The 23,921-nt window shown below is 64.5% G+C and carries 24 protein-coding genes and 1 tRNA gene; 9 read left to right on the forward strand and 16 right to left on the reverse strand.

Going from position 1 to position 23,921, the window contains the following annotated elements; translation table 11 throughout:
- Positions 1-33: 33 nt before the first annotated feature.
- From groL to RCH11_RS06750, 7 genes are all read right to left on the reverse strand, one after another.
- The gene (gene groL / locus RCH11_RS06720) at positions 34-1,662 is read right to left on the reverse strand and encodes a chaperonin GroEL (RefSeq protein WP_327056230.1); all 1,629 of its coding nucleotides are present in this window, start codon (positions 1,660-1,662) and stop codon (positions 34-36) included.
- A gap of 125 nt (positions 1,663-1,787) precedes the next feature.
- A complete protein-coding gene (locus RCH11_RS06725; RefSeq protein ID WP_327056231.1) occupies positions 1,788-2,840 on the reverse strand; it encodes a DUF3048 domain-containing protein in 1,053 nt (350 codons plus the stop codon).
- Positions 2,841-2,921: 81 nt separating this feature from the next.
- Positions 2,922-3,128 carry a cold-shock protein gene (locus RCH11_RS06730; protein WP_327056232.1) on the reverse strand — a complete coding sequence of 69 codons (207 nt, stop codon included), beginning with the start codon at positions 3,126-3,128 and terminating at the stop codon, positions 2,922-2,924.
- Positions 3,129-3,265: 137 nt separating this feature from the next.
- Complete coding sequence (locus tag RCH11_RS06735; RefSeq protein WP_327056233.1) at positions 3,266-3,835, reverse strand: LytR C-terminal domain-containing protein; 570 nt, start codon at positions 3,833-3,835, stop codon at positions 3,266-3,268.
- A gap of 21 nt (positions 3,836-3,856) precedes the next feature.
- Positions 3,857-4,171, reverse strand: coding sequence for a DUF3263 domain-containing protein (locus tag RCH11_RS06740; RefSeq protein WP_442789014.1), 315 nt, complete (start codon positions 4,169-4,171; stop codon positions 3,857-3,859).
- Between the two features lie 102 nt (positions 4,172-4,273).
- Positions 4,274-5,236 (reverse strand): DUF2332 domain-containing protein, encoded by a 963-nt coding sequence (locus tag RCH11_RS06745; RefSeq protein WP_327056234.1) that lies wholly within the window; start codon positions 5,234-5,236, stop codon positions 4,274-4,276.
- Positions 5,236-5,694 carry a GNAT family N-acetyltransferase gene (locus tag RCH11_RS06750; protein ID WP_327056235.1) on the reverse strand — a complete coding sequence of 153 codons (459 nt, stop codon included), beginning with the start codon at positions 5,692-5,694 and terminating at the stop codon, positions 5,236-5,238. Before RCH11_RS06750 ends, RCH11_RS06745 begins: the two co-directional genes overlap by 1 nt.
- A 61-nt stretch (positions 5,695-5,755) precedes the next feature.
- Here RCH11_RS06750 and msrB point away from each other — a divergent pair, with 61 nt between their 5' ends.
- Together msrB and RCH11_RS06760 are read left to right on the forward strand one after the other, a co-directional pair.
- Positions 5,756-6,178: a peptide-methionine (R)-S-oxide reductase MsrB gene (gene msrB / locus RCH11_RS06755; RefSeq protein ID WP_327056236.1), complete on the forward strand. Its 423-nt coding sequence runs from the start codon at positions 5,756-5,758 to the stop codon at positions 6,176-6,178.
- Between the two features lie 7 nt (positions 6,179-6,185).
- The gene (locus RCH11_RS06760) at positions 6,186-6,731 is read left to right on the forward strand and encodes a nitroreductase family protein (protein ID WP_327056237.1); all 546 of its coding nucleotides are present in this window, start codon (positions 6,186-6,188) and stop codon (positions 6,729-6,731) included.
- Here the strand turns inward: RCH11_RS06760 and RCH11_RS06765 are convergent.
- Positions 6,718-7,695 carry a DMT family transporter gene (locus tag RCH11_RS06765; RefSeq protein ID WP_327056238.1) on the reverse strand — a complete coding sequence of 326 codons (978 nt, stop codon included), beginning with the start codon at positions 7,693-7,695 and terminating at the stop codon, positions 6,718-6,720. The two genes, RCH11_RS06760 and RCH11_RS06765, sit on opposite strands and share 14 nt — an antisense overlap.
- A gap of 65 nt (positions 7,696-7,760) precedes the next feature.
- Between RCH11_RS06765 and RCH11_RS06770 the strand changes: the two genes are divergently transcribed.
- A tRNA-Thr gene (locus RCH11_RS06770) sits at positions 7,761-7,837 on the forward strand.
- 467 nt (positions 7,838-8,304) lie between these two features.
- Here RCH11_RS06770 and RCH11_RS06775 read toward each other — a convergent pair.
- From RCH11_RS06775 to RCH11_RS06785, 3 genes are read right to left on the reverse strand one after another with little or no spacing between them, the layout of a single operon-like run.
- Complete coding sequence (locus RCH11_RS06775; protein WP_327056239.1) at positions 8,305-9,099, reverse strand: ferritin-like domain-containing protein; 795 nt, start codon at positions 9,097-9,099, stop codon at positions 8,305-8,307.
- Positions 9,100-9,148: 49 nt separating this feature from the next.
- Positions 9,149-11,452 carry an SDR family oxidoreductase gene (locus tag RCH11_RS06780; protein WP_327056240.1) on the reverse strand — a complete coding sequence of 768 codons (2,304 nt, stop codon included), beginning with the start codon at positions 11,450-11,452 and terminating at the stop codon, positions 9,149-9,151.
- The gene (locus RCH11_RS06785; RefSeq protein ID WP_327056241.1) at positions 11,449-12,303 is read right to left on the reverse strand and encodes a hypothetical protein; all 855 of its coding nucleotides are present in this window, start codon (positions 12,301-12,303) and stop codon (positions 11,449-11,451) included. The genes RCH11_RS06780 and RCH11_RS06785 overlap by 4 nt, the downstream gene beginning before the upstream one ends.
- A gap of 74 nt (positions 12,304-12,377) precedes the next feature.
- Between RCH11_RS06785 and RCH11_RS06790 the strand changes: the two genes are divergently transcribed.
- Genes RCH11_RS06790 through RCH11_RS06800 form a run of 3 tightly spaced genes read left to right on the forward strand, consistent with a single transcriptional unit; the run spans position 12,378 to position 15,627 of the window.
- A complete protein-coding gene (locus RCH11_RS06790; protein WP_327056242.1) occupies positions 12,378-13,157 on the forward strand; it encodes an SDR family NAD(P)-dependent oxidoreductase in 780 nt (259 codons plus the stop codon).
- Between the two features lie 8 nt (positions 13,158-13,165).
- Positions 13,166-13,906 carry a lysophospholipid acyltransferase family protein gene (locus RCH11_RS06795; protein WP_327056243.1) on the forward strand — a complete coding sequence of 247 codons (741 nt, stop codon included), beginning with the start codon at positions 13,166-13,168 and terminating at the stop codon, positions 13,904-13,906.
- 32 nt (positions 13,907-13,938) lie between these two features.
- Positions 13,939-15,627, forward strand: a complete 1,689-nt coding sequence (locus tag RCH11_RS06800; RefSeq protein WP_327056244.1) for an FAD-binding oxidoreductase — start codon at positions 13,939-13,941, stop codon at positions 15,625-15,627.
- Between the two features lie 53 nt (positions 15,628-15,680).
- On the opposite strand, the gene RCH11_RS06805 is transcribed toward RCH11_RS06800, so the two are convergent.
- Entirely contained in the window at positions 15,681-16,610 is a 930-nt protein-coding gene (locus RCH11_RS06805; RefSeq protein ID WP_327056245.1) for a DsbA family protein, read from the reverse strand.
- 240 nt (positions 16,611-16,850) lie between these two features.
- Here RCH11_RS06805 and RCH11_RS06810 point away from each other — a divergent pair, with 240 nt between their 5' ends.
- Together RCH11_RS06810 and RCH11_RS06815 are read left to right on the forward strand one after the other, a co-directional pair.
- A complete protein-coding gene (locus RCH11_RS06810; RefSeq protein ID WP_327056246.1) occupies positions 16,851-17,945 on the forward strand; it encodes an ABC transporter ATP-binding protein in 1,095 nt (364 codons plus the stop codon).
- A gap of 94 nt (positions 17,946-18,039) precedes the next feature.
- The gene (locus RCH11_RS06815) at positions 18,040-19,317 is read left to right on the forward strand and encodes a DUF4032 domain-containing protein (protein ID WP_327056247.1); all 1,278 of its coding nucleotides are present in this window, start codon (positions 18,040-18,042) and stop codon (positions 19,315-19,317) included.
- A 53-nt stretch (positions 19,318-19,370) separates the two neighbouring features.
- Here RCH11_RS06815 and rlmB read toward each other — a convergent pair whose 3' ends face one another.
- Genes rlmB through RCH11_RS06835 form a run of 4 tightly spaced genes read right to left on the reverse strand, consistent with a single transcriptional unit; the run spans position 19,371 to position 23,187 of the window.
- Positions 19,371-20,384 carry a 23S rRNA (guanosine(2251)-2'-O)-methyltransferase RlmB gene (gene rlmB, locus RCH11_RS06820; RefSeq protein ID WP_327056248.1) on the reverse strand — a complete coding sequence of 338 codons (1,014 nt, stop codon included), beginning with the start codon at positions 20,382-20,384 and terminating at the stop codon, positions 19,371-19,373.
- Complete coding sequence (gene cysS / locus RCH11_RS06825; protein WP_327056249.1) at positions 20,384-21,799, reverse strand: cysteine--tRNA ligase; 1,416 nt, start codon at positions 21,797-21,799, stop codon at positions 20,384-20,386. Before cysS ends, rlmB begins: the two co-directional genes overlap by 1 nt.
- A gap of 10 nt (positions 21,800-21,809) precedes the next feature.
- Entirely contained in the window at positions 21,810-23,030 is a 1,221-nt protein-coding gene (ispD, locus tag RCH11_RS06830) for a 2-C-methyl-D-erythritol 4-phosphate cytidylyltransferase (protein WP_327056250.1), read from the reverse strand.
- Positions 23,020-23,187 carry a hypothetical protein gene (locus RCH11_RS06835; RefSeq protein ID WP_327056251.1) on the reverse strand — a complete coding sequence of 56 codons (168 nt, stop codon included), beginning with the start codon at positions 23,185-23,187 and terminating at the stop codon, positions 23,020-23,022. Before RCH11_RS06835 ends, ispD begins: the two co-directional genes overlap by 11 nt.
- Positions 23,188-23,345: 158 nt before the next feature.
- Between RCH11_RS06835 and RCH11_RS06840 the strand changes: the two genes are divergently transcribed.
- Complete coding sequence (locus RCH11_RS06840; protein WP_327056252.1) at positions 23,346-23,906, forward strand: hypothetical protein; 561 nt, start codon at positions 23,346-23,348, stop codon at positions 23,904-23,906.
- Positions 23,907-23,921: the final 15 nt, after the last annotated feature.

Raw genomic sequence — 23,921 nt, forward strand, 5'->3', positions numbered from 1 at the left:
GGGACCGCCTTCCGGGGTTTGTGCAGGTGAGACCTAGAAGTCCATGCCACCCGAGGGGTCACCCATCGGTGCCGCGGCCTTCTCGGGCTTGTCGGCGACGACGACCTCGGTGGTCAGGAACAGTCCAGCGATCGACGCTGCGTTGAGCAGTGCCGAGCGGGTGACCTTCACCGGGTCATTGATTCCGGCGGCCAGCATGTCGACATACTCACCGGTCGCGGCGTTGAGGCCGTGACCGCTCGGCAGGTTGCGAACCTTCTCGGCAACAACGCCAGCCTCGAGACCGGCGTTGAGCGCGATCTGCTTGAGCGGTGCGTCGACGGCGACCTTGACGATGTTCGCGCCAGTGGCCTCGTCCCCGGTGAGCGCCAAAAGGCCCTCGGTGGCGAAAGCAACAGCGCCGGCCTGGATCAGTGCAACGCCACCACCGGCGACAATGCCCTCTTCGACGGCAGCCTTAGCGTTACGAACGGCGTCCTCGATGCGGTGCTTGCGCTCTTTGAGCTCGACCTCGGTCGCGGCGCCCGCCTTGATGACGGCAACCCCACCGGCAAGCTTGGCGAGGCGCTCCTGGAGCTTCTCACGGTCGTAGTCGGAATCGGTGTTCTCGATCTCGGCACGAATCTGCTTGACACGGCCAGCGATGGCTTCGGTATCGCCGGTACCTTCGATGATCGTGGTCTCGTCTTTGGTGACGACGACCTTGCGGGCGCGACCAAGCAGGTCGAGGGTGGCGTTCTCGAGCTTGAGGCCGACCTCCTCGGAGATGACCTGTCCACCGGTGAGGATCGCGATGTCCTGCAGCTGCGCCTTGCGACGGTCGCCGAAGCCCGGAGCCTTGACGGCAACGGACTTGAAGATGCCGCGGATCTTGTTGACGACGAGGGTAGCGAGGGCCTCGCCATCCACATCCTCAGCGATGATGAGGAGCTGCTTGCCCGACTGGATGACCTTGTCGACGATCGGGAGGAGGTCCTTGATGTTGGAGACCTTCGAGTTGACGATGAGGATGTAGGGGTCTTCGAAGACCGCTTCCTGGCGTTCGGGGTCGGTGACGAAGTACGCCGAAAGGTAACCCTTGTCAAAGCGCATGCCCTCGGTGAGCTCGAGCTCGGTTCCGAAGGTGTTCGACTCCTCTACGGTAACGACACCCTCCTTGCCGACCTTGTCGATCGCTTCCGCGATGAGTGCTCCGATTTCGGGGTCACCAGCAGAGATGGATGCGGTTGCCGCGATCTCTTCTTTGGTCTCGATTTCCTTGGCCCCGGCGACGAGGGCGGCGATGACGGCCGTGACGGCCTTGTCGATGCCGCGCTTGAGGCTGATCGGGTCCGCGCCGGCCGCGACGTTGCGCAGTCCTTCGCGCACGAGCGCCTGAGCGAGAACGACCGAGGTGGTCGTACCGTCGCCGGCGACGTCATCCGTCTTCTTGGCTACCTCTTTGACGAGCTCCGCGCCGATCTTCTCGTAGGGGTCGTCGAGTTCGATCTCTTTGGCGATGGAGACACCGTCGTTCGTGATGGTGGGGGCGCCCCACTTCTTCTCAAGTACGACGTTGCGACCGCGCGGGCCGAGGGTCACCTTGACAGCGTCAGCCAGGATGTTGAGGCCGCGCTCGAGGCCGCGACGGGCCTCCTCGTTGAAAGCAATGATCTTTGCCATGTGTGTTTTTCGTCCTTCCGGGACGTCATAAAAGCAACAGCTATTGGCACTCTCAAGAAGGGAGTGCTAGATGATTCTGGCACTCTCCCCCTGAGAGTGCAAGTGAGCTGCCGACGGTCGGAGAGCTAACCGGGAGCGACGAACGAGACGGACCCCGCCGTGGGAACAAGCTCTATCCACGTGTTACCTGCGACGAGACGCACCGCCGCCCCCGCCCCGTCGACGAGATGAATCGGATCGGTCGCTGAGGACTTCGACCACGCGGCGTGCACGGTGCCGCCGCCGGACGATATCCAGGCCTCACCCGAGCCGATCAGGTTGGTCTTGGGCACGCCCTGGTCGTCGGTTACTGCGACGCGGATCACGACGACGTTCGTGGCAGAAAGCTGTGCTCCCGCGCTGTCCAGGTCGGGCCCGGCGCCCTGCGAGCGCAGAAACACCGAGCGCGCAGCATCCCAGGTCCAGCTGCCGGTCGAGATTCCGGAGAATGAATAGTTGACCACCGCCGTGGGGGTACCGTCCTTCGCCCCGGTCGACGCGGGCGTGGTGAGGGAGTACACGAACTGCTGCGCGGGGGCGGGGATGCTCGAGTGCTGGGCGAGAAGGTCCTTGGCCCTCACAAGCACATTGTGCGGTGCCGCCCTGGTGGGCGTGCGGAAGAAGGTGCTTGCGGTGTCCGCCTGACCGTGGATGGCGTTGTAGACGGGCGTCCTACGCATCAGGTCGACGAAGCGCTGCTGGCCGCCGGAGTAGCAGATGATGCCACCGAGCGGCGAGACGATGTCCGGGTCCATCGGGCGGATGGACCGGACGGGGCCGAGCAGTGCGGGGATCGTAGACTGCCACACTGCGACGTAGCGAGTGAGGCCGCCCTCCACCAGTTCCTGGTACACGAGGTCGGCGCTCTCGAGGCCGACCTGCGGCCGCGCTACTGGCAGGTTGTCGATCTTGGCGGCGATCGACGCGTGGTCGAGGGAACCGGCCGGCACTGTCGTACCGCGCAGCGGGGCGATCGCGGTGGGCGGCGGAGTCGTGAAGGTGGGAGTAGGGCTCGGGGTGGGAGAAGGCGCGACTTTCTCCGGCGCACACCCCGCGGTGGTGAACCCCAGGAAGACGGCGAGCGTCACCGAGACCAGCGCGCGAGCGCATACGCACGACCGCGCCCTAGAGTCCCCCACGGCCTCAGACTAACGGCGTCCGGGAGCCCGGACATCGTTACTCGGGGCGCGCCCTTCGATCACGCGGGCGGCGGTGGCATCCTATTGCGCCAGCCGCACGGATTCAGCCTGGGGGCCTTTGTTGCCGGAACCGACCTCGAAGGTCACACTCTGGCCCTCTTCGAGCGCTGTGAAACCGCCCATGTCGATCGCCGAGTAGTGAACGAAGACATCCTTGCCACCCACCTCCACCGTAATGAAGCCATAGCCCTTTTCCGCGTTGAACCACTTGACGGTTCCGTTCGCCATCGAATACTCCCCGGTTGTCGCCGCGCGCCGCTGCTGTCAGCAATCAATCCCAGATAACAGTGGGGATCCAAACAAATCGGGACGATTCAACCCGTGACAAAACACAAATTTGGAGCCGGGTGAACAGCAGCTTGGGTTCAACCAGCCGGGGGAACGTAATCGCTGCCAATGACCGCTGTGATCGGGGACCCGGGGAACGCCGGGGAGAGGCGGATCTCGCCGATCTTGAGCGAGAGCACCATGGCGCGTGCGGCTGATTCGTTTGCGGCATCTGCGTAGTACACGACGGTCTTGGTGATATCGCTCGAGCCGGCGTTGGTGCGAGACCCGATGCCTGGCGCGGCGCCGCTCCATCCCTGCTTCACCAGGTTGTCGCCGACCGCCGCAGCGAGGCCCTTGGTCTTCGTGCCGTTGAGAATCGTGATTGCCAGCGCCGGGTTGATTTTCACCTCAATGCTCGGCGTCGGTGTGGGAGTCGGTGTCGGTTTGGTGGTCGCGCGCGCGCTCGCGGTGGCGAAGGGGAGTTCGATGGTGCCGCGGATCACCGCAAGGCCAAACAACCCCGCCGCGACGAGCACACCGGTGGCGAGAGCGGCCCAGGCGAAAGCGATCCATCCGCGACCCCTCTTCGGCGCGGAACGGTGGGCGCCGTTCCGAAGCAGGTCGTCAGGCACGCTGTCGAAGCGGTCAGTCGATTTGGTCGCCATCAGTTCTTTTCGTTGATTGGGTTACTGGTGTGTGGAATCGGGGCTGCCGAAAACCCGAGCAGATCGCGCTTCGGTTCGGGCATCACGCATCCGCTGCAGCCGTCGCACCAGCATCGGATCAAAGAGAATGGCCTCCGGGAGGTCGAGCACCGCGTTCAGCAATTGATAGTACCGGGCCGCCGGGAGGGCGAACTCCGCGCGGATCGCCGCTTCCTTCGCTCCGGCGTGGCTCCACCATTGTCGTTCGAACACCAGAATGCGCTGCTCGCGCGACGGGAGCGATGACACACCCGGAGTCGCTGACGGGATCTCAGACCGGTCAGACGAGGCTGGCACGGTTCTCCCTCCGCTCTGCCGCAATACTAGGGCTCGGTCGCTGTAAAAAAGTCGATGCCCGCGGGCATGCCGCGTATTTGGGCGGCAGGGCGCCGCTGATGGCTACAGGACGGCGATCCAGTCGAGCGATTGTCCATGTGGTCCGGTGAACGCGAGCGGTACCTCGTCCAGCGCGAGCACGAATCGTCCGTCGGAGCCCCCGTCGTCGGGCAATGCCGCTCGCACGGTCGGCAGGCCACGCACGCCTTCGAGCGAGATCCAGCGGGTATCGAGGGAGCGCACCAACTCCACGAAACGCATCCGCGCGGCGAACGGCAGGTAGACGAGTACTGCACTCGTGATCACGACCAGGGTCGCGTCATCCGGAGCCTGCGCGGCGAGAGACGCGAGCACCGAGGCATCCCCCCGCACGATACGCGGCGGATTTTCAGCGGCAATGCGGATGGCGGCACGCAACCGTGCGCGGCGCTCGTGTTGCTCCGGCCAGACCAGCGTCTCGAGCCAGTACATGTCGTCGGCATCGCGCACATCGAGGGGATGGAGGTCGAGGCCGGCCCGCCAGACGATCCGCGGCACCGATCTCGGCCGCGGCATTCCTCCTGTCGTCGTGGACTCGAGCAACACCGTGCTCGGTCCGGCCGGGGGATCACGGGGCGCGCCGCCGTCGTAGGAGTAGCTGTAGCGGTCGGGGAAGAGACACAGGCCGGCGCTCGCACCGACCTCGAGCAGGGCGAGCGGACCGGGGATCAGTGACAGCGCCGGCAAGAGTGACGCGCAGCGCCTGGCCTCGTTGGTCTGCGTGCTGCGAGCAAGAGCCTCACTGACAACTGCCGACCAGTTCGGCATGAGCCAGCGTCGGAAGGCCGGGTAGTCCCTCTCTGGCGCCCCGAGCAGGCGTGCGCAGGCGAAGACGAGATTGGGCTGCCGCTTTTGCAGGGGAAGCTCCTCGATGAGAGTGATCAGCGCTGGGTCATCCGCCACACCCAGCGCCCACTGCTCGTAGATCGCGGACTGGCCACGCGCCTCGAGCTCACCAAAGTCGCGGTACCAGGTGGAGGTATCCACTAATGACCCGCGCGGTACATCGAGATGTGCGGGATGCCCGCCTCGATGTAGCTCCCGCCGAAGGATCCGAAGCCGAACTTGGCATAGAGCGGGGCGATGTACTCCTGGGAGTGCAGCAGCATTGACTCGTGGCCGTGCTGCTCTATCACGCGGGCAAGGAGCACCTGCGCGAGGCCTTCGCCGCGACGATCCGCCCGCACGACCACCCGGCCGAGACAGAGGTTGGCGTCGAGATGGGAGGCTTCGGCATCGAACAGCACGCGCAGGTAGGCGGCCGTGCCAGTGGCATCCGCGATCCAGAGGTGCTCGGTGGTAGGTTCCTGATCGCGGTTGTCGAGTTCTTCCTCATCGATTCGCTGCTCTACGAAAAAGACATCGGTACGCAGCTTGACGAAGGAGTAGAGCACCTCCAGTGTGAGTTCACTCCACGATTTCTGGACGACGGAACATTCGGGCATGGTGCCGAGTTTAATAAGATGAAGGTTTCATCTTGACCGTCTTATCCCCTAAGGACTCCTCATGAGCAAGAACACCGACTCCACCTCCTACCCGGTTGCCAAGAGCGACTCACAATGGCGTGCGGAACTTGACCCCACCCGGTTCTCGATCCTGCGCGAGGCCGCCACCGAGCGCCCCTGGTCGGGAGCACTGCTCGATGAGAAGCGCGCCGGGGTCTACACCTGCGGCGCGTGTCAGGCCGAGCTTTTCGCCAGCAACACGAAATTCGAGTCCGGATCGGGCTGGCCGAGCTTCTACGAATCGGTCAACCCCGATGCCGTGATCCTCAAGACCGACAAGAGCCTCTTGATGACCCGCACCGAGGTACTCTGCGCCAACTGCGGTTCGCACCTCGGGCATCTTTTCGACGACGCTTACCAGACGCCCACCGGCGACCGGTACTGCATGAACTCGCTCTCGTTGGACTTCACCGAAGAAAGCTGAGCCGTCGATGTCGATCCTGGAAGCCGTCACCCGCCGCCGCTCGCAACCAAGGGTGACGGCTGACGCCCCTAGCCACGCCGAGCTGCTGCCCCTCGTCGCGGCCGCGGCCTCCGTCGCCGACCATGGATCGCTGCGTCCGTGGCGGCTGATCGAACTGCGCGGGGATGCTCGCGCCCGCCTCGGAGTAGCGTTCACCGAGGCGAGCGGGGCCGACGCGAAGGATGCGGCGAAGCTCGCCGACAAGCCGCTGCGGGCATCCCTGCTCATCGCCGTGGTCGCATCATTCCAGCCGAGTCACAAAGTGGCCGACTGGGAGCAGGAGGTCGCGGCATCCGGCGTTGCCCACACGCTCAGCCTGTTGTTGGATGAGGCGGGCTGGGGTGTCATGTGGCGCTCCGGCCACCTCACCCGCTCGCTGCCGGTGCGCGTGATGCACGGTCTCGCCGACACCGAGCAACTGCTCGGCTGGCTCTATGTCGGCGGTCGCGACGGCGGCGAGAAAGCTGGCGAACGCAAGCCGTTCCCCTCAGAGCAATACCTCAGCGTCCTCTGATCGGCAGTTTTCCGAGCGTGCGAGACGGGAGTGCGGCGATCATGACCGCCACGAGCGTGAGCAGAGTGCCGATTACGGTAGAGGTCACAATTACCTGGCCCCGCGTCGGAAGTACGACGTCGAGCACGAGCGACATCACCAGTTGGCCGGCAACTGAGCCGAGCCCCAGAAGCAGAACCCCGGTGACTCGCACGACGATCACCGCGCCGCCGATGAAGATCGTGCCGATGAGGCCGCCGAGGTAGAGCACCGGGTTGGTCGGCATCCGCTCGGGCAGCCCGACGATGGCCTCGTGCACCAGGCAGACGACGAGCAGCACGATCGTGCCGACGAGGAAGTTCATGAAGGTGGCCGCGAGCGCAGATCCCGCGACGCGGCGCACCTGCCCGTTTACGGCCTGCTGGACGGCCACCGCGAACCCCGCCGCGAAGGGGAGCAGAAGCATCCAGGCCGGGATGTCGCCGCCGAAGCCCGCCGAGACGGCTACTCCGACCGCCGCGAGCGAAAGCACGGAGCCGACAAGGCGGGTAAAGGTGATCGCGGCTGGCGGGGTGTGGCCGATACCGTTGCGATCAATCGCGAGTCCACTGAGCGTCTGGCCGCAGACGGCGGCAACGGTGAACAGCGCGATCCCGAGCACCGCCCCGGTGATGCCCTGCGAGAGCACGAACAGGGCGCCGCCCGCTCCCCCGCAGAGGTACCACCACGGGGTGGTACCCGTGCGCACGGAGCCGAATGCCACCCGCAGTCCGCGCCGCCCCGGAGCCCACACGCTCAGCGCAACAAGCAGGATGACGAGACCCGAACCGAAAGAGATGACGGCGGCGAGATAACCGTCCGCGAGTGCCCGACCGAACTCGCCGTTCACCCGGGACTGGATGGCGGTGAGCACACCAACGATGATGGCCCCGAGAAGCCCGAGCGTGACGGCGGTTCGCGAGTGGGCCGGGTGCACGAGTGTCATGAGGTCCAACGTTATCGGCCCCGGCGCGACGACCCGCACACGGCAAGTAATATGAATACCCGTTCGCCCCCTTAGCTCAGTTGGCCAGAGCACCGCTCTTGTAAAGCGGGGGTCGTCGGTTCGAATCCGACAGGGGGCTCCACACCGCCCGGCAACCACCTCCCGTTTTTGCGAGCACCTGCAGGTCTGCACAGGGAGGTGATCGTAAAAACGGGAGGTGGATGTGCGGTCCGGCGGATTCGCAGGGCCTTGTGCGCGTCTGGGCGAATCGGAGCCCTTACACCGTCAGCTCCCTGCGCGCGGGCGGCCCGTCATCCGCAACAAACGAGGCGTAACGGATGCCGCCCTCGACCTGTGCCTGCGTGGATTTCCTCGCTGCCGGATGCGGGTCCGATTTTCGCAACGACTCCACGCCCTCCGGCCCGTTTGCGCCGACGGCAGTCAGTCGGCAGATTTCCTCTACGAGAGGTCGCTCCCGGCAACGAAGCCGAGCCCCCTCGCCGCGCCGCGTACCCCACATCCATCACCCGTTTTTGCGACCACCCGCAGGTTTGCACACGGAGGTGGTCGCAAAAACGGGAGGTGGATGCCGAGAGCGGCAACGCGGGATCAGGCGGCGACGCCGAGCTTGTTCAGGGAGTCTTCGACGATCGTGAGGCCTTCCATTCCGGGGAGGCCCGCGATGGCTGCGTCGATCTTACGGGCGCCCTTTCGGCCTTCGGGTCCGCCCATGAGGTGACCCATCACGTGCACGACCTCGGTGCGGTCCATGATGCTTGAGCCGACCGGAGCCCAGAAGTTCTTGAGCGCGAAGCGCGCGAGCACCTGCGCCTTGCGACTCTTAGCGAGGCGATCGCGGGCCTGGGAGGTGTAGAACGCCACGTGGCGCGCCTCCTGCCTTGCGATCCGCTTGAGCAGTTCGGCGAGCACCGGGTCTTCCTCGAGCTCGGCCATGCGGTTATAGGCGGTGATCGCCGACCACTCGTTCGCGGCGCCCCAGGCCATGTGCACGGCCACGAAGTCCGTGCCAACGAGCTTACCGGCAATGGACTGCTTGATCGGGTCGAGCTTGTCCTTCCACCCGAGCTTCAACCGATCGGCCTTGATCTCATCGAAGTCAACAACGATTCCGTGGATGCCGAGAACTGTCGCCAGCGCCTCGCCATGCCAGAACTCCTCGCGGTTCCACATTGTCATGAAGGCGCTCATGTCCGCTTCCTTATGGGAGGGGGTGGTGAGCAGGTCGCGGGTGTAGCAAACGGTGTGATATTCCACATCCGCCATATATCGAAGCGTCCGGAGGGATCCTTCGGGAAGCGGATGCTCGTGAAAACGCTCCAGGTCGAGATCGTCCCAATTCACGGAGACCGAGGTCGCGGTGTACTTGTCTACATCGAATGCCATGTGCTGTGGGAAGAGGCCAGGCGGCTACTCTCCCGCTCCTTTCGAGCTGTTACGAACCAGTGGGGTGGGATCCGCGTTTCCAGTTGTGGATGCTCCACTTTCTTCGTTGCGCTTCGCGCGACAGATTGGTGTCCGGATTGACGGCGCTGGGGTTTCCCAGCAGCTCGAGCCAGACCAGGTCGGCATGACTGTCACCGTAGCCGTAACTCTGTGAGAGATCGAAACCGTTGGTTTCGGCGTACCGCAGCAACCAGGCAGCGCGGGCCTCGTCGACAAGCGGCGGCTGGGCGAGATAACCGGTGAGCACACCATCGCGCTCGTGCATCGACCCGGCGATCACCTCGTCGAAGAGATCGGCAAGTGGCGCTACGAGCGTGCCGATGGATCCCGTGACGAGCACGGTGCGATGGCCGGCGGCCCGGTGTTCCTTGATACGGGCGATGGCGGCGGGCATGGTGTGTCGCAGCAGCGTCTCGCGGTAGCCGCCGGAGACGACGCTCTCGAGGCGTGCTGCCGGCATGCCACTGTACCGACGAAGGAAGACGCGGATGAACTCGCCTCGGTCTCTGCGCTCGGCGCTCAGGTAGCCGGGGAGCGATCCGAGCAGGCTCGCTACCTCGGCGGGCCAGGCCGCCTTTCGGAATCCGGCCGAGCGCACCCACAGGTACTGCTCGACGATGTTGGAGTCGACGACAGTGCCCTCGAGGTCGAAAACGGCCATGACATCCGTGCGCTCCGGAAGCGCCTTCTGCACCTTCTCTGCCGCCGCGGGACGCACCGCGAATGCGCGAGTGAGCGTCGTGATGGCCGGGAAGTGAACGCGCTGGAGGTAGTCCTCCCAGTCGATCGTCGTCACGTCGAATCCGGTGTCCTCTTCTGGCGAAGGTGCGAGGGAATTCCCGAGGGCACGCAGCTGTCGATCGTCGAAGATGATCTCGGTCTGCACGTAGGCGCGATACAGCTCGGCAAAGTTGCGCAGCGATTCGAGATCGCTGCGGCGGGACGTGACCTTCGCGATCTGCGCGCGGGTGCGGGCAGTCGACGGGAATCGTTCCAGCAGTTGTTCTCGCCGGTCATTCCAGCGCTCCTGGCTGCGCAGGGCACGCTCCACCTTGCGGTCCCCCGGAAAACTCCAGGTCGGAACGCGCACCTGGCCTTCGCTGGCGTGCGGCATCGGGTTCGCGGTGAAGAATTCCTTCATGTTCTGCAGCATGCGATGGATCGGCAGCGGGTTGCTCGCGCCGGAGCTCACGTGCACGTACTGGGCGACCGGGGCAGGGCGCGCGGCAATCGCAACGATCGCATTGACCACGAAGTCCACCGGGATCACGTCGAGCACACTGTCGGGAAGCCCGGGGAATTCGGGAAGAAGTCCACGGCCGTAGGCCAGGATGAGCGGATCGGCCACCTTGAAACCGTCGATCCAGCCGGGGAAAGGATGCCGCAAGGCACTCTCGATAATCGCGGGGCGAACCACGGACAAACGATGACCGACATCCCCCCACAGCTCCTCCGCTGCGCGCTCGGCGAATGCCTTGGTGAGCGTGTAGACATCGGTCCAGCCGAGGCTCTCTGCCCGCGTGCGACCGTAGTCAACGAGACGCGAACGCACCCATTCCACTCGCGCGGCCTCGCCAGCCCTCGCGACGGCTTGTGGACCCTCCTTGCCGTGCTCGGCACGAGCATCCCCGATCAGGCGACGGAGGGTCTCCGGCTGGCGTGAGGCCATTTCGACGCGGACCCGCGCATCGCGGGCCGCCTCGAACTCGCTCCGCCAGTCCACGGAGTGAGCGAGACGGGCCTCCGGCACGATTCCCTTGCGGATGCCGCCAACATACGCCGTAGACACGTGCACGACGTGCGGATCGGCGCCGCTCTCCTGGAGGGCCGTGTAGAGCGAGACCGCTCCTCCGAGATTCGTCTCGAAGGCCTGGTCGATGGGAGGGTCGAACGACACCGACGAAGCGCTGTGGATCACGATATCCACATCGGACGGGAGCGCTGGCACTGAACCGAGGTCGCCCTCGACCACCCGGAGCCGATCTCGCACGGCACGCTCTACCTCGTCGTCCCCGACCCGTTCGCGCCAAAGTCGGAACACCGGCTTGCGCAGTAGGGTGCCCAGGCGATCGGTGGCACTCGTACTGCCCTTGGAGCGGATGAGCAACGAGATCGTGGTGTCCGGGTGCGACGACAGCAACCGCTCGAGGATCGCCTGCCCCACGAAACCGGTGCCACCGGTGAGGAAGATGTGCGAGGAGCCGAGGCTTGACGCCAGCGCAGTCGCGACCTTCGGCTTTGCCCTTGACTTGCGAGCGGGAGCCTTCTTCGCGGTCTCGTCGGCGGCAGTCACGCGTGCAGCTTACGGGCGACGGCGTCACCGATGCGAGAGTCCATGCCGGGCAGCTCGGCGACGCGGCGCCCGATATCCGCGGCACGAGCGCGGCCCTCGTCAGAGCCGAACACGAACGACTCGAAGAACGAGCGGTCGTCGTCGGCACGATCGATGGCGCCAATCGGCCACACCTGGCGCTCGAGCGACCTGCGGGTGAGGGAGGCGGCGCGCGGGTCATCCGCCAGTCGTTCACGTGCCTCGTGGTCGAAGAAGGCCACATGTCGTGCCTTCACGCCGAGGATGGTGGAGATTGCCGACGAGAGGGCTGGGTTCGCGCTGGCAGTCTCGAGCCGGTCATATGCCGCACGGGTGATCCATTCGTCGACCAGGCCCGAGGTCACGTGCACGCCGATGATCGGAACGCCCTGGATCAGTCCGGTGATAGCCCGGCGAATGGGTCCGCGGCGCTCCACTGATTCGATTCTGGATCGACGGGTCGACCCCTCGGCAGCCTCGTGGGACTTCCGCTGCCCGTTCGCCTCGAGCACGGCGTCAAGGGCATCGGCGATCCAGAACTTCTCGAACGCCCAGGTCACCAGGAATGCGGTGATTCGCGCATCTTTATGGGTCGCCGTCACGAGCAGGTTGCGCAACTGCTCCATTGTTCCGCTCTCGAGGCGAGCAAGGTAGCGCACCGCACGGAGGCTTTCACCAGAGAGTGGGTCGGTGGCGAATTCGTCGAGCCGGAGCGTTTCGCGGTGATTGCCCTGCGCACTACGGGCAAAGGCGCGTACATCGAATCTTGCCGGGGATGCCCTGTCGGAACCCGCCGGAAAGTGCGTGGTGGAATCTCCATTCGCAAATGTCATGATTTCAAGCCCTTGCTACCATCGGAGCCCCCGTTTAGGCAACCGGTCCCCCGTGAGCAGCGTAACCTAACGGCATGGGTGTAGCTCTCGTCACCGGTGGGACGTCGGGCATTGGTGCCGCGTTCGCCCGACTCCTCGCTGCGCGTGGATACGATCTCGTTCTCGTCGCTCGATCGATCGATCGCCTCGACGAGATGGCTGCCGAGTTGCGGGCCATCGGTCGCACCGTCGAGGTGCTGTCGGCCGACCTGGCGGACCGTGGTGACGTCGCTCGAGTAGTCGATCGCCTCAGCGACCCGAGTCGTTCCATCGAAATTCTGGTGAACAATGCCGGATTCGGCATGCATGCCTCGCTCCTCGATATCGACGTGTCCGAATTCGATCGCGGCTTCGAGGTGATGTGCCGCGCGGTGTTTGTGCTGTCCGGCGCCGCCGCCCGCGGAATGGTGGAGCGAGGCTCCGGCAAGATCGTAAACGTTTCGAGCACCGCCGGTTTCCTCACCATGGGCAGCTACTCGTCCATCAAGGCGTGGGTCACCTCGTTCACCGAGGGCCTCTCGGTCGAACTGCGGGGCACCGGCGTGGGCGTGACAGCCCTCTGCCCGGGATGGGTTCGCACGGAATTTCATGATCGGGCCGGCATCCGTTCGAGCAGCATCCCAAACTTTATGTGGCTCGACGCCGAACAGTTGGTGAGCGCAGCCTTGCGCGACGTGGATCGAGGCACTGTGATTTCCATACCTACTCTTCGCTACCGAGCTCTCATCGGCTTGGCCCGCCTCGCTCCGAAGGGTGCCATCCGTTCCTTTTCCGGCGCGATTTCGTCATCGCGACGGAAGCCTGTGGCACGGTGACGGTGCGAATGCCACTCAATTCCCGCCCCTTCCTCCCGCGATCCGCAGCCAAGCGGCTTCACGATCGTTTCAACTCGCCGTACCAGGCGATCGCCCGCTTCCTTGCCCAGCGTGCCCTCCTCAAACCTCTCATCTGGTCGCTCACCCGCGTCACCGTGATCCGAAGCGAGAAACTCAAGGATGTCAAGGGAGGATTCGTCGTTGTGGCGAATCACTCCAGCCACCTCGACACTCCCCTCATCGTCGGCTCGCTACCCCGTCCCCTCGCGCGGTACCTCGCCGCGGGTGCCGCTGCGGATTACTTTTTCAACGTTTGGTGGCGTCGTGGCCTCACCGCGCTGTTCTTCAACGCTTTCCCGGTGCGACGAACGGGGACACAGACCTCGTCGACGAGCGCACGTTCGCTGCTGATGCGCGGCATCCCGGTGCTGATCTTCCCGGAGGGCACGCGATCGAAAGACGGCGAGCTCGGTCGCTTCAAGCCGGGCGCGGCAGCACTGGCCGCGGCATGTGATGTGCCCTGCATCCCGGTGGCCCTTATCGGAGCACACATCGCTCACCCGCGCGGTACGAACTGGCCGAAGCGCGGCAGATTTCCCGTCGGTGTGGTCTTCGGGGATCCGCTTCGCGTCGCCGAGGGCGAGTCCAAAGGAGAATTCGCCGAGCGCGCGCGCCAGGAGATCCTGCGTCTGAGAGAACTGCATTCGGCCGATATTCTCGGTCGGCACGAACTGCCGCGGCGAAAATAGCCGCGGGCATACGCAACAAGAGGAGCACAGAAGTGACCGATGTACAGCACATGAAGTGGTGGGGCTGGGGACGGGATGGCGTCGCGTTCCATCACGACGACAAGCCCGGCTTCGCCCCCTTCCTCACGTTCGCCCTCGGCCTTGAGCCGGGAGCGCCCACGGTCGCGGCCCCGTCCTTCGACGACCTCGATGTGCCGGCCAGCCGTGCAAGCAGAGACTTCCTGGCGCAGCTCGTAGCGATCGCCGGAGACGACCACGTGATCACGGACGACCTCAGCCGCGTCGTGCACACCTTCGGCAAGAGCATCCGCGATCTCATCCGGGTGCGAGCCGGGTCCCTCGCCCGAACCCCCGATGTCGTGGTCTACCCGGCCGATGAGGCCGAGGTGCAGCAGGTGGTGGATGCCGCCGTCGCGGCCGACGCCGTGATTATTCCGTTCGGTGGTGGCAGCAACATCGTGGGCAGTCTTGAGCCACTCGCCGATGAGACCCGCACCGTGATCTCCCTCGACCTCGGACGACTCAACCGCGTGATCGACATCGACGAAGGGTCGGGTCTGGCCCGCATCGAGGCCGGCGCACAGGGCCCCGACCTCGAAGCCCAGCTCGAGAAGCGCGGCTGGACGATCGGCCACTTTCCCGACAGCTTCACGCACTCGACCGTCGGTGGCTGGGTAGCCACCCGTTCCTCCGGAATGCAGTCCGACAAGTACGGCGATATCGCAGACATTGCCAAGGGCCTCCGCGTTGTGCGGCCGGGAACCGTGCTGGTCATCCGCGCCATCCCGAGCGCTTCCACCGGCCCGAGTGTTCGCGAGATGATCCTGGGCAGCGAAGGCCGTCTGGGCGTGATCACCGAGGTTACCGTCCAGGTGCACCGCATTCCGGCTAAGCGCGAAATCCAGGCCTACCTCTACCCGACCTGGAGTGACGGGCTTGCCTCAATGAAGGAGATCTCGGAGAGCGATGCCACCCCCTCCGTCACCCGAGTCTCGGACGGCCGGGAGACGGTGTTCTCGTTCGCTACGAGCAAGGAGAGCAAGGGCATCTCGAGTCTGGTGACCAAGGGCCTCGGTGTTTTCCTCAAGTCGAAGGGCTGGGACACCGACAAGATGTGCCTCTCCTTCATCGGCTACGAAGGCAGCGATGAGCATGTCGCCCGCAATGAGAAGCTCGTCGGGCGCATCGTCAAACGGCACGGCGGTATCGGCGTTGGCAAGGGTCCCGGCGCACTCTACGACCAGAAGAAATTCGATACCCCGTACATTCGTGACTTCCTGCTCGACCTTGGCGGATCTGCGGATGTCTCGGAGACCTCGGCTCCGTGGTCGAAGCTCCCCGCTCTCTATGACAACGTGATGGCTGCTGCCAACGCCGCATTCGACGAGATCGGGGTGAAGGGCTGGATCATGGCCCACCTCTCCCACTCGTATCACTCCGGAGCATGCCTCTATTTCACCTTCGCCTACCTGCCGAGTGGAGACTCGCTCGACCAGTACACCGTGGTCAAGAGCGCCATCCAGCAGGCTTTCATCGACTCGGGTGGAACGGTGTCCCACCACCATGGTGTCGGTCTCGAACATGCCCCGTGGCTCGAGCAGGATATTTCGACCAGTGGGGTCGCGGTGATGCAGGGATTGTTCGACTCGGCCGACCCAACGAACACGTTCAACCCGGGCAAGATCATCACCTCGGCTCCGGTGCCGGCGCTGCGGGACTGACCACAGAAGAAGGGCCGGACCTCTCGGCCCGGCCCTTCTTGCCTATCGGGGTCCTATTCGCCGGCGCTGGCAGACGGCGAGGGATTCGGGCTTGGCGTGGCCGTTGAATCCTCACTGAAGCTGTCACCCGAGGCCTTCGACATCGCACTGGCGAAGTCGGCGGCGCTGTCGATAGCTCCGGCATACTTCTTGCCGTTGATGATGACCGTCGGAGTACCGGCGAGCTTCTTCACGTCGGTGCCGGCCAAAGGATCGGTCGTCGCACGCTCCGTCGCGGCATTCGTCCAGGATTTAAACTCCTGATCGGTGATGCAGGTTGTGATCGAATCGGCCTTGCTCACCTTGGCCTTTCGAGTCAGCGCGATGATCTGGTCATCGGTAAGGCCTTCCGTGTTCTCCTTCGGCTGGTTCGTGAAGAGCAGGGCGCTGAAGTCGAAGAACTGGTTGGGCGAGTAGTTCGCAACGCATGCCGCCGCGTTTGCAGATCGCGTGGAATACTTCTTGCCGAGCGAGGCCTGGTCGAGGATGGCGAGCGGATGGATCTCCAGGGTGGCCGCCCCGATTGACACCCATTTCTTGATCTGGGCAGCGTTGGTCGCCTCGAAGTTGCCGCAGTACTTGCACTGATAGTCGATGTAGACGCGAAGGTCGATCACGTTCTTGGCATTCGTCTTGGACGGGATAGGGGAATCATCCGGCTGGAGGGCGCCGGTCGGCATGGCCTTAAAGCCCTCGCCAATCTTGATGCCGTCACTGAGCATATTCGCTGGGCCGGGCGAGGGTGGACGCACGCTGTTGACGATCACGAGACCGACGACGGCGACTATGGCAATCACCAGCACAGCAAGGCTCCCCTGCAGGATTACGCGACTACGCCGATCCTTTTTCTTCTGCTGCTCGCGCAGCACACGGGACTTCTCGCGCGCGGCCTCGCGCCTCTCGTTTTTACTGAGACCGCTGTCACTCGAACCGTCGTAGGTCATCGAACCTCACTCGCTATCCATCAATGCCGTGGCCGTCAGCCGCTGCAGTTTGCTGTGAGCGGGGCCCTAAGAACCCTAGACACGCTGTCTGGGAAAAAGCTACAGTGCCACAGATTCCGGCCTCTCCAGAGGAATTGTGCTGCGCGTGTGCCCAGTTCCAGTGTCATAATGGCCCTGCACCATCATCCATTCACTACGGATCGTCCGGCACGTACCTGCCGGTGAAGGAGTTGTTCAACCATGGCCTCTGTCACTTTTGACAAAGCAACCCGCCTCTACCCCGGCTCGACGAAACCGGCGGTCGACGCACTCGACCTCCACGTCTCCGACGGCGAGTTTCTTGTTCTGGTCGGACCATCGGGCTGCGGAAAGTCCACGTCGCTGCGCATGCTGGCCGGTCTCGAAGAGGTCAACGACGGGAATATTCTCATCGGAGATCGCAACGTCACCGACGTGCCGCCGAAAGATCGTGACATCGCGATGGTGTTTCAGAACTATGCCCTCTACCCGCATATGACCGTTGCCGAGAACATGGGCTTCGCGCTCAAGATCGCCGGTGTCAACAAGGACGAGCGCGCCACCCGCGTACTCGAAGCCGCCAAGCTCCTCGACCTCGAGCCCTATCTCGGCCGCAAGCCGAAGGCTCTTTCCGGCGGTCAGCGCCAGCGCGTCGCCATGGGTCGTGCGATCGTGCGTCAGCCCCAGGTATTCCTCATGGACGAGCCGCTGTCGAACCTCGACGCCAAGCTGCGCGTGCAGACTCGCACCCAGATCGCATCCCTCCAGCGTCGACTCGGCGTCACCACCGTCTACGTCACGCACGACCAGACCGAGGCGCTCACCATGGGTGACCGCATCGCGGTACTGAAGGATGGCGTGCTCCAGCAGGTCGGAACGCCCCGCGACCTCTACGCCAACCCGAGGAACGTCTTTGTGGCCGGCTTCATCGGCTCCCCGGCGATGAACCTGTTCACAGCGGACCTCGTCGAGGGTGGCCTCGAGTTCGGCACGGCGGTCGCCGCGCTCGACCGCGCCACCATGGGAAAGACCGACAACACCAAGGTCACCATCGGAGTTCGCCCGGAAGACGTGCGCGTCTCCACCTCGGGTGAGGGCCTCCAGGTCGCGGTCGACCTGGTCGAAGAGCTCGGTGCGGATGGCTACCTCTACGGCCACACCGACATCGACGGCTCGCGCGTCGACATCGTCGCTCGCGTCGATGGACGTTCGCACCCGAACGCCGGTGACACGGTTTTCATCCTTCCCGAGCCGGCGCACGTGCACGCCTTCGACATCGCGTCGGGCGACCGCTTGAGCAAGGCCGTGGTCGACTAGCCCGTCGAATACCCGAGAGTGCGGGCGACGATCTTGTGTCGTCGCCCGCATTTTTTTGTCACCTTCGTACGCGCGACTCCGATAGGCAGAGCACATGAGCGGTTCCCTCAACATCACCTCGGCGACGGTCGACCCCACTCTCCTCGACCTGCCATGGAACCTGCCGCTCGACACGTGGCCGGACAGCGTGATCGCCGCTTTGCCGAAGGGTATCTCGCGACACCTGGTTCGATTCGTGCACCTCAGCGGCTACGTGATCGCGATCAAGGAGACATCCGCGGAGCTCGCCCGCCGCGAATACGAGATGCTGCGCACCCTGCAGAAGCTCGATGTGCCGTGCGTCGACCCCGTCGCGGTGATCACGAATCGCACGGATGACGAGGGTAACGATCTCGACTCCGTGCTTATCACCCGGCATCTCAAGTTCTCATTGCCCTATCGAGCGCTGTACTCACAGACCCTTCGCCCCGACACCGCCACGCGCACTGTCGACGCACTGGCCGTGCTTCTGGTACGCCTGCACATCATCGGCTTCTTCTGGGGTGATGTCTCGCTTTCCAACACTCTTTTCCGTCGCGATGCCGGCTCGTTCGCCGCCTATCTTGTGGATGCTGAGACCGGCCAGCTCTACAACGGGCTGTCAAACGGCCAGCGCGAGAACGACCTCGAGATCGCGCGCGTGAACATCGCGGGCGAGCTGCTCGACCTTGCCGCGGGTGGGCGACTGGAGGAGGGACTGGATCCAGTGGAGGTGTCGAACGGTATCGTCGCCGCGTATCGCAGCCTCTGGATCGAGCTCACCGGATCCGAATCCTTCTCCTCCTCCGAACGCTGGCGCATCAACGAGCGAGTAGAGCGACTCAACGAACTCGGCTTCGATATCGAAGAGTTGGCCATCAAGACCGATGACACCGGCTCGCAGGTTCGCATCCAGCCGAAGGTCGTAGACGCCGGTCACCACCAACGCCGCCTGCTGCGACTCACCGGGCTGGATGCCCAGGAAAACCAGGCCCGTCGGCTGCTCAACGACCTCGACTCCTATACCGCGACCTTCAACAAACAGGGCGAGGACGAAGAGATGGTGGCGCACGAATGGCTCGCCAAGGTGTTCGAACCGGTGATCCGTGCCATCCCGCGCGAGCTCAAGGGTCGGCTTGAGCCCGCGGAGGTGTTTCACCAATTGCTCGACCACCGCTGGTACCTGTCGCAGAACGAGAACCGCGACGTTCCGCTCGCGGAGGCCGTGAGTTCCTATGTGGACACCGTGCTGCGCCATCGTCGCGACGAGGCCACGGTCATCGCACCTGCGACCGGCACGATCACATTACCGGTCGACATCATTGCCGAGGACGACTGGCGCTCGAAGGTCTGACTCGCGCTCGATACTCGATCGGCATGACCTGCTCGATCGGCAAAAAAGTGGGGCTACTTCTTCCGCGCGCGCTGCTTAGAGATCTCGTAGAGGGTTACGCTCGCGGCAATGCCGGCGTTGAGGGACTCCGTCGAGGAATTGATTGGGATCGACACGATCGCATCGCAGGTTTCGGTGACGAGGCGGGAAAGACCCTTGCCCTCGCTGCCCACAACCACGACGAGGGGTTCCTTCGCCCAGGACAGCTCAGGCAGCGGGGTGTCCCCGCCACCGTCGAGGCCGAGCACGAAGACGCCGCGCTCCTTGAAGGCCTTGAGCGTCTGGGTGAGATTCGAGGCCATTGCGACGGGGGTGCGCGCGGCGGCTCCGGCAGAGGTCTTCCAGGCCGCGGCGGTGAGCCCAACCGAACGACGCTGCGGCACGATCACACCATGACCGCCGAAGGCGGCGACCGAGCGGATGATCGCTCCGAGGTTGCGCGGATCGGTCACTCCGTCCAGTGCGACCAGCAAAGGCACCCGGCCGCTGGCGACGATCTTGTCGAGAAGGTCGGTGGGATGCGCATACTCATACGGCGGCACCTTGAGCGCGAGCCCCTGATGCACAGAGTCGAATCCCGCGAGACGGTCGAGCTCAGGGCGCATGACTTCGAGGATCGGCAGGCCACGCTTGGTGGCGATCTGCATAACCTCCTTGACGCGGTCATCATATTCGATGCGTGTCGCGATGTAGAGGGCGGTCACCGGGATCTTGGCGCGGAGGGCCTCGAGCACGGAGTTGCGGCCGGTGACGACCTCGAACTCGTCCGACTGCTTGGGGTTACTCACGCGAGTCGCGGTTCGCTGCGGTGCACCGGTGCTCGACGGACGCTTCCCGCCAGCCGCGGCGAAACGGTCGTTCGCCGCCTTGCGCTTTCCCGCGGGATGATAGGGACGGTCGGACGCCTTCGGTGTGGGCTTCTTGCCCTCGAGCGCCTGGCGGCCCTGACCGCCGGAACCCACCTGCTTGCCGGTGCTGCTTTTGCGCACGGCTCCAGCGCGCGGCTTGTTCGCTCCACTGCTCTTCATTAGTCAAGACTCCAATGCGACCCCGAGGGCGTGTCTTCGATCTGGATACCGGCTGCGGCAAGTTCATCGCGAATGCGATCGGCGGAACTGAAATCGCGCGCCTTGCGTGCCGCTGCCCTGTCCTCGAGCAATCTCTCGACGAGAATTGCGAGCGCTACACTCGCCGGATCACCCGCAGCAGTCTGCCATTCTACGGCCATCGGGTTGATTCCGAGAACTTCGGTCATGGCCAGCACCTGGCCCTGAAGGGCCGCGGCGCTGCCGAGATCCTCCGCGTCGAGGGCCGCGTTGCCGGCGCGAACCTGCTCGTGGAGTACCGCCATGGCCTGGGGGATGGCCAGATCGTCATCCATCGCCTCGGCGAATTCATCGGGAATTCGCTGCGGGCGACTGCCCGCAAACTGGGTGCCCTCGAGGCGTCGAGCGGCGCGATCGAGAAAGACCTCGATGCGATCCAGTGCAGCTTCCGCCTCGAGAAGTGCGCCGTCGTGATAGTCAATGGTCGAGCGGTAGTGCGCGGATCCCAGGTAGTAGCGCACCACGAGCGGACGGGCTCGTTCGAGGAATTCGGCGGCGAAGATCGAGTTGCCGAGTGACTTCGACATCTTCTGCCCGTTTACATTCACGAGTCCGTTGTGAACCCAGGCGTTGGCGAAGCCGTGCCCGGCGGCGGATGACTGGGCCAATTCGTTTTCATGGTGCGGAAAGCGCAGGTCGAGACCGCCGCCGTGGATGTCGAACCGGGTGCCGAGATACTGCTGCGCCATCGCCGAGCACTCGATGTGCCAGCCCGGCCGTCCATCGCCCCAGGGCGAGGAATAGGAGGCCGAGGATGGCTCGTCCGGCTTATGGCCCTTCCATAGGGCGAAGTCGCGGGGGTCGCGCTTGCCGCGGCCCAGGACATCCGCTGAGGTCGCGAGATCGCCGGATTTCTGGTTGGTGAGTTCGCCGTAGGTCGGCCAGGACGCCACATCGAAGTAGACATCTGCCGACGAGTCATCGGACACGTACGCATGCCCGCGCTCGATCAGCTCGGCGATCAGGCGCTGCATTTGAGGGATGCTTGCGGTCGCGCGGGGCTCGTAGGTGGGGGCGAGGATGCCGAGGTGCTCGTACCCGCGACTGAACTCGAGTTCGTACCGGTAAGCGAGCGCCCACCACTCTTCCGTGCCGGTGGCCGCGCTCGCGAGGATCTTGTCGTCGATGTCCGTGACATTACGCACCAGGGTAACGGAGAAGCCCCGATAGCTGAGCCAGCGGCGCCACTGGTCGTAGACGAGGGCAGACCGCAAGTGTCCGATGTGCGGCGAGGACTGCACCGTCGGCCCGCAGACATAGATGCCGACGTGCCCTTCGACGATCGGCACGAGGTCGAGAAGCCCCTGCGAGCGGGAGTCGTAAAGGCGCACTGTCACGCCCACCAGCCTACCGAGTACGCCTCTCTCGGTTGCGCTCGAGGAGGCAGGTCGCGATGACGCTGAGGCCTTCGCCCCGCCCGGTGAATCCGAGCCGGTCGGAGGTCGTTGCCGCGACACTCACCGGTGCGCCCACACAGTCACTGAGCCGTATTTCGATCTCGCTGCGGCGAGTGCCGATTTTCGGATGGTTGGCCACCACCTGCACGGACACATTATTAATCATGAATCCCGCAGCGGTCACGAGTTCGACGGTTGCCGAGAGGAAGACTTCGCCACGGGCATTCGCAAACCGGGGTTCGGCCGTGCCGAAGTTCGATCCGAGGTCACCGAGGCCCGCTGCGGAGAGCAGTGCATCGCAGATGGCGTGACTCACGGCATCCCCGTCGCTGTGGCCGGCAAGGCCGACTTCGCCCGGCCAGAATACGCCGCCGAGCCAGAGAGGGCGGGCGGTGTCGAAGGCATGCACATCGATACCGATGCCGGTGCGGGTCTCGACCCGCTCGACCCGCTCGACCGTGGGGATGAGGGACTCAGCGCGGCGGAGGTCCCACGGTGTCGTAATTTTGAATGCCTGGGAGTCGCCCTCGATCACCCGAACCTCGTGACCGGCGGCCGCGAACAGTGCCGCATCATCGGTGTGGTCCGCTGATGCCTCGGCATAGGCGGAAGCGAGTTGCGCGCGAGGGAAACCCTGCGGAGTCTGCACAGCGACGAGATCGGACCGATCGATGGTGGCTGTCGCACGCCCGTCTCCCACCCGCTTGATCGTGTCGGAGACCGGAAGTCCGGGAATGACGCCCGCCCCGGTCTGGCGCACGGCTTTGATGACCGCGTCGAATTGCGCTGACGGGGTGAATGACCGTGCCGCATCATGCACCAGCACGATCTCGATGCCCGGCGCGAGCGCCGCGAGCCCCGCGGCAACGGAGCCCTGGCGAGAGGCCGATCCGACGACGACGGTCACCGATTCGTGAGCGGCACCGGCGACCGCGGTGGCCAGATCGCGGGCTTCGGCGACCCAGTCTGCCGGGGCGACAATCACCACCTGCGCCCGCTCAGTGCTGCCGAATACCCCCTCGAGGGCGTGGGCGAGGATGGAGCGGCCAGCGACGGGCACGAATGCTTTCGGATCGGGATGCCCCAGCCGCGACCCACTTCCCGCCGCGACGACGACGATGCCGACGACGATCCCGGAGTGGGCGCCAGTTCCCGCGGTGTCAGGAGGCAAAAACCTCATCGAGCACGGTCGAGGCCTTCTGTTCGTCGGTCCTGTAGCGGCACGACCAATTGGACTGCCCGTCCGTAACCGGGTACGACAACAAATTGGTGATCGTCGCCGCGCCGTGGCGCGGGTAAACGACCGTCTCATCGACCTCGAAAAGCATTGCTAGCACTCCAATTCAATGGCCACGAGGTTATCACAGAGCGTTTGGCGTGAAGGGCTCTGGCCTCCGCGGCTGCGGCCGTAGGCTAAACTTCGAAAGGATTTCGTGAGGCACCCGGCCGCGTCTTCCCATCGTCTTCGTTCGTTCTGGAGGGTCCCGTGAGAGCTCGCATCGCCGCAACCGTCGTAGTGGCCGCTTCGCTGTTGCTCTCCACCGCCGGATGCAGCTTCTTCGCGCCGCAGGCAACGCTAAAGCACTACGACCCCAGCGACGGAGTCGGCACCACCGTTGGCCAGGTGAAGGTGCGCAATGCACTCCTCCTCACCAAGAACGGCCAGGAGGCGAGCTTCCTCGTCAACCTCATCAACGACGGCGAGAAAACGGTGAACGTGCTCATCCAGTACGACGGCACCACCGCAAGCGGAACACCGGGCAAGGTCGACACCCGCGTGCAGCTCGACGCGGGAGAGGTGAAGACCTTCGGCTCGTCCGACACGCGCCAGCTGCTTTTCAGCGGCATCAACTCGAAGGCCGGATCGCTCCTCCCAGTGTTCGTCCAGTACGGCACGCTGACCGGCGAGCAACTTCTCGTTCCGGTGCTCGACGGATCCCTGACCGAATACTCGAAGCTGTTACCGTCGCCTCTTCCCTCCGCGACTCCCCCGGCGAAGCCGACCCTCATCCCCGTTCCCACGCCATCGGCGACGACGACCAAGTAGCCCGGCGCTGCGGTT

This window comes from Glaciihabitans sp. GrIS 2.15, assembly GCF_035984695.1.
In the GTDB taxonomy this organism is placed as follows: Bacteria; Actinomycetota; Actinomycetes; order Actinomycetales; family Microbacteriaceae; genus Lacisediminihabitans.

Bases quoted from the DNA above. Each gene is read 5' to 3' on its own strand.
- RCH11_RS06765 (WP_327056238.1), bottom strand. From the start codon at position 7,695: ATGACACTCGTGCACCCGGCCCACTCGCGAACCGCCGTCACGCTCGGG.
- RCH11_RS06835 (WP_327056251.1), bottom strand. From the start codon at position 23,187: ATGCTTTTCGAGGTCGATGAGACGGTCGTTTACCCGCGCCACGGCGCG.
- RCH11_RS06775 (WP_327056239.1), bottom strand. From the start codon at position 9,099: ATGGCATTCGATGTAGACAAGTACACCGCGACCTCGGTCTCCGTGAAT.
- RCH11_RS06815 (WP_327056247.1), top strand. From the start codon at position 18,040: ATGAGCGGTTCCCTCAACATCACCTCGGCGACGGTCGACCCCACTCTC.
- groL (WP_327056230.1), bottom strand. From the start codon at position 1,662: ATGGCAAAGATCATTGCTTTCAACGAGGAGGCCCGTCGCGGCCTCGAG.
- msrB (WP_327056236.1), top strand. From the start codon at position 5,756: ATGAGCAAGAACACCGACTCCACCTCCTACCCGGTTGCCAAGAGCGAC.
- RCH11_RS06730 (WP_327056232.1), bottom strand. From the start codon at position 3,128: ATGGCGAACGGAACCGTCAAGTGGTTCAACGCGGAAAAGGGCTATGGC.
- RCH11_RS06790 (WP_327056242.1), top strand. From the start codon at position 12,378: ATGGGTGTAGCTCTCGTCACCGGTGGGACGTCGGGCATTGGTGCCGCG.
- RCH11_RS06810 (WP_327056246.1), top strand. From the start codon at position 16,851: ATGGCCTCTGTCACTTTTGACAAAGCAACCCGCCTCTACCCCGGCTCG.
- RCH11_RS06805 (WP_327056245.1), bottom strand. From the start codon at position 16,610: ATGACCTACGACGGTTCGAGTGACAGCGGTCTCAGTAAAAACGAGAGG.
- RCH11_RS06795 (WP_327056243.1), top strand. From the start codon at position 13,166: ATGCCACTCAATTCCCGCCCCTTCCTCCCGCGATCCGCAGCCAAGCGG.
- RCH11_RS06735 (WP_327056233.1), bottom strand. From the start codon at position 3,835: ATGGCGACCAAATCGACTGACCGCTTCGACAGCGTGCCTGACGACCTG.
- rlmB (WP_327056248.1), bottom strand. From the start codon at position 20,384: ATGAAGAGCAGTGGAGCGAACAAGCCGCGCGCTGGAGCCGTGCGCAAA.
- RCH11_RS06750 (WP_327056235.1), bottom strand. From the start codon at position 5,694: ATGCCCGAATGTTCCGTCGTCCAGAAATCGTGGAGTGAACTCACACTG.
- RCH11_RS06760 (WP_327056237.1), top strand. From the start codon at position 6,186: ATGTCGATCCTGGAAGCCGTCACCCGCCGCCGCTCGCAACCAAGGGTG.
- RCH11_RS06785 (WP_327056241.1), bottom strand. From the start codon at position 12,303: ATGACATTTGCGAATGGAGATTCCACCACGCACTTTCCGGCGGGTTCC.